The sequence below is a fragment of the Holdemanella porci genome, from assembly GCF_009696075.1.
In the GTDB taxonomy this organism is placed as follows: Bacteria; Bacillota_I; Bacilli_A; order Erysipelotrichales; family Erysipelotrichaceae; genus Holdemanella; species Holdemanella porci.
The window spans coordinates 1-4,364 of sequence record NZ_VUMR01000086.1; the positions used below are offsets into that span (position 1 = coordinate 1).

Here is a 4,364-nt window from a genome sequence, read left to right on the forward strand (position 1 = left end):
AAATGGACCCAGACAACTAAATGTTGTCTGAGCCCAATATCAGCTATAAACCATTTTGGGGTATATGCCGCCCCTTAAATTCTTGGAGAGCAAATTCACCTAACCCCATCCAAATTTATTGCGCCTATACAATTTAATAATCTAATAAATATTCTTCCAACGAATCTGCCAACTTTGTAATTTTATGTTGTGCAGAGGCTCCATATACTTTACCATCTTTATCTTGGAATACAATAATTCCATCATCACCTGATATTTCTACAGCATAGAATGATAAAGGTAAAGCAGGAATCTCTTCTCTAGCTAAAATTGTTTGCTCTACAACACTCAGTCTTTTATGCCTTACCACACCTAAGAATTCATGGCCATCTGCACTTGCACAGCCAAACTCTTTTGTATAAGAAATAAACTCCTTTGAGAAAGACAATCCTAATTCTTCTTCAGCCTCAATAATTTCTTTTTCTGCTGCTCCTTTTGGCATAGAAACAAAGTCTTCATCTTGCTTTAATTGTTTTACAAATGACATATATTCACTTCCTTTATCCTAACATAGTAGCCATTGTCATCCAAAATTGTTGACGTTGTTTCTTAAACGCTTTTTTATCAATTTCACTAATTTCCTTAAATCCATGAAGAAACTTACTATCGTGTTCTTCTCGTGTTAACACCGCTAAAGTTGCATCATTCTTCTGACCAATGTGATGTAATTCATATTTATGCCCATTTTTATCTAAAGGACTATACCCTTCGGCCATTCGTTCCAAATTAGTATGCCCCATTTCATCGACAAGATTAAGGTCAATATTTTCTTTTATTAGCGCCGTTTTACCATTCACCATCTTTGCCTTTAAATCTGCAGATTTAAGTGCATTATATTCATCCATATTATGAATCTGTTTAATAACATTATTTGGATATTTAGATTCCTTTTGAATCATTGCCGCTTCATTCATTGATAAACCATTAAGTGTCATTCCTTTTAAAGCAATTGCTTCAGATGCTCCACCTTGAACAACACCTGTAATAGCTCCCATTTTAAAACCTTCACTACCAGATACAGCTGCCTCTTTTAAAGATCTTTCAACATCTCCGGTTTGTATACCAGTGACAATGCCTGTTGCCGTTGCACCAATTGCACCACCAGATAAAGCCATCACAGTTCCTGTTTTAGCAGAGGCTGCAAATATCATACTTATTGCCGGTGCCCCTGTACCTGCAGTTGCTGCAGAAACTGTAACACAAACTAGTATTACACCTGTTCCAACCGCAACATTCTTCGCAACTTTTTCAAACGTTTCATCATAAGATTCAAATGGTTGAACAATAGTTTCCCCTGTATCACTTAATGTAAATACATACTTTTGATCCTTATAAACACTCTCAATATCTTTTAAAGAATATCCAAAAAACACATTTGATTTTGAATTATACTCTAATTCATCTAAATATTCTTGTGATATATAAGCCGTATCAACATTATCTACATAATAACCATCCGGAATGCTTTCGACAACATTTGAATACACATCATCTCTTACATATCTCAACAAATCTTCATCATTCAACGAATCAAAATTAGGTTCGTATTTGTATGTTGTTATTTCTTTTTTCTCTTCTGTGGTTTTCTTATCTACATTTTCAGAATTAGTATTTGTATTACATCCAGTAACGCAAAACAAACTAAATGACATTAGACACAAGAAGATATTTTTAATTATTCTTTTCATTAGTTTAATTCCTCAAGATCAGTATCTTTTAATGTTCCGTTCTTTTTCAGTGTGTGCCCCAAATGAATCTGTTCATTCAGTTCATCAACCGAAATGCCATATTTCGATAATGCTTTATAATACTTATTATTTCCAACATAAATAGTTTTAGTAACTGGGTCAGCATCTGAATATTGATTTTTTACAGTAAATGTATAAATTCCTTCTGCCTTGTATTCTTCATTGTCTTTAGCTGGACGATTAAATCGAACATCCTCAGTCAAGTATCCATCTTTATCAACCTTAACAATAGATTTTTGAACATCGATGGTTAAATATCTAGATTTTGCCATATCCAGTTTAAAACCTTCATTCGCTATAGATTTCTCAGACAATTCACTTCCTGTAGAAAGATCAAACGGATATACCATGCAATTTCCATTGCGAATTTTAAAAGGGAAAGTTATTTTATAATTTGTGTAACTATGACCTACTGTTCTATCTTTTTCAATCTCATAATCTAAAGTTAGTTCATAATCTCCTTCTTCAAAAAGTTGAACTTTTGTATCTGCAGACACTGAAGCATTTGCCTTTAAAAAATCAGTGTATACAATAGGTTCATATTTATTCCCTTCAAAATCTGTTTGTTGAATAATCAACGTACCATGATTAAAATTAGTTTTACCAACCTGAAAATGCTTATCATAACCATTTTTATCCTCTGATATTTTTAACATCGGATCCCCATTTAATTTGTTAATATCTTGTTTTAAAGTGAACCATAATGTAATTTTATCCCCTACATTTTTTAAGAACACATTATCTTCTGTCGTTGCTTCTCTTGTAAATCCATTTATAGTAAATGTTCCCAAAGTCCATCCAAAATGTGGATCGTCCTGATCTAATTCATTACTTTGAGAATAACCGTTATCTTTTCCTGTATTTACTACAGATCCAAGCTCTTTTCTAGGTGTCGTTAACACATTCTCTGTGCCACTATTTTTATTACTGATATAAAACGAATATACTTCCATACATTTTTTTGTCTTTGTTTTTGTTGTATCAACAAATAAAACCTTACTATCTTTTCCTTCTTTTCCTAGTGTATACGCAATAACGACTCTATAATAACAACCATTATCCAATTCAATATCTGTTGTCGTATACAACTTTTTATTTGATTTTTTTTTGTTAAAAAAATCTGTAACAACTTTACGTGTGGTCCACGTATTGTTGTCAGGAGAAGATTGTACAATTGCTACACCTTTATTCATTTTTCCTTCTAATGAGATATCATCCACTTTTTTAGAAGAATCATTTACTAAATGCCATTTTTTATCAGTAGCTTTCATCTTTTTTGAAGAAGCTTCATAACAGAAACTAACCATTCCATCATTAACTAGAAATTCTGATTTATTTGCAGAATCAAACTGATTTAAATCACCTTTCAATAACATTTCACCCATTGTTTTGTTTTCATTTACTTTATTCGCCTTTTTGCCAGATAAGCTATAAGTAGATTTTCCTTTAAATTCCATCACAACAGGTTCTACATCAACATTTAATTTCTCCGCTTTTACACACAAAAAACTAGATTGTGCAGCCAACCCTACACAAAGAATCATAGATATTATTTTTCTTTTCATAAACGCCCTCATATTATTTGTTATATTATAATTTAATTATAACTACTTTATTTATCTTTTACCAATTGTTTCATACATCTGACTTTTTATTATTACTAATTCATCTAACCCTTAAAAAAAAGCCATCAATCGATGGCTTTAGTGTGTAATTAATCTTTTTTCTTAGTTAATTCATTGAACGCATCATCCAAATCCTTTTGATCAACACCAGTTGGAGCCTCCGGAATCTCTGGAACTTGAACTACTTCTTGTTCTACTTTTTCCTCTTCTTCATTTGCTTCAACATTAGGATCTGTTAATTGTCCATAATTCATTAAGTTTGTGATTTCTTCATTTGTTAATGTTTCATGTTCATACAAATTGTTCGCAATCAAATCCAACAAATCTTTGTTTTCAGTTAAGATCTTACGGCAATTTTCATGACACTCATCTACAATCGCACGAACTTCTTTATCAATTTCAGCCGCTACACCTGCAGAATAATCACTACCTTTTGTATAATCTCTTCCTAAGAAGACATTTCCTTGAGGATCCGCATATTGGATAGGACCTAAACTAGACATACCATATACACGAACCATATTTTTGGCAATTTCTGTTAATTTTTCAATATCATTTACAGCACCCGCACTGATTTCACCAAATTGGATCTCTTCAGCTGTACGACCACCAAGTAAACCAGTGATCTGCGCAATAAATTCAGATTTTCTATGGAAGTATTTCTCTTCACGAGGTGTCATCAAGTTATATCCACCCGCATCTCCACGAGGAATAATTGTAACTTTCTGAACCATATCTGCATCTTCAAGTTTTAAACCAATAACGGCATGTCCCGCTTCATGGTAAGCCACAAGAATTTTGTCTTTTTCTGTATATTTTTTACTCTTGGCTTAACTAGCAATTTGGTGACTTTGCTATAATTTTGCGTTTTATCACTTATGCGAATAACCATTCGTTCTTCAAATCCTTTAAACGAGTGATCTTATAGATATTTTTCAATCTAAGTAGTACG

At 32.4% G+C, this 4,364-nt stretch carries 4 protein-coding genes; all 4 read right to left on the bottom strand.

What is annotated here, in order from left to right; genetic code table 11:
- Nucleotides 1-133: 133 nt before the first annotated feature.
- Nucleotides 134-526 (bottom strand): SMI1/KNR4 family protein, encoded by a 393-nt coding sequence (locus FYJ55_RS10205; RefSeq protein WP_154556732.1) that lies wholly within the window; start codon nt 524-526, stop codon nt 134-136.
- 13 nt (nt 527-539) lie between these two features.
- A complete protein-coding gene (locus FYJ55_RS10210; protein WP_154556733.1) occupies nt 540-1,727 on the bottom strand; it encodes an HNH/ENDO VII family nuclease in 1,188 nt (395 codons plus the stop codon).
- Nucleotides 1,727-3,352, bottom strand: coding sequence for a hypothetical protein (locus FYJ55_RS10215; protein WP_154556734.1), 1,626 nt, complete (start codon nt 3,350-3,352; stop codon nt 1,727-1,729). The genes FYJ55_RS10210 and FYJ55_RS10215 overlap by 1 nt, the downstream gene beginning before the upstream one ends.
- A 149-nt stretch (nt 3,353-3,501) precedes the next feature.
- Nucleotides 3,502-4,203 (bottom strand): hypothetical protein, encoded by a 702-nt coding sequence (locus FYJ55_RS10220; protein ID WP_456152226.1) that lies wholly within the window; start codon nt 4,201-4,203, stop codon nt 3,502-3,504.
- Between the last annotated feature and the right edge of the window lie 161 nt (nt 4,204-4,364).

Coding starts and splice junctions, on each gene's coding strand:
- FYJ55_RS10205 (WP_154556732.1), bottom strand. CDS start 526: ATGTCATTTGTAAAACAATTAAAGCAAGATGAAGACTTTGTTTCTATG.
- FYJ55_RS10210 (WP_154556733.1), bottom strand. CDS start 1,727: ATGAAAAGAATAATTAAAAATATCTTCTTGTGTCTAATGTCATTTAGT.
- FYJ55_RS10215 (WP_154556734.1), bottom strand. CDS start 3,352: ATGAAAAGAAAAATAATATCTATGATTCTTTGTGTAGGGTTGGCTGCA.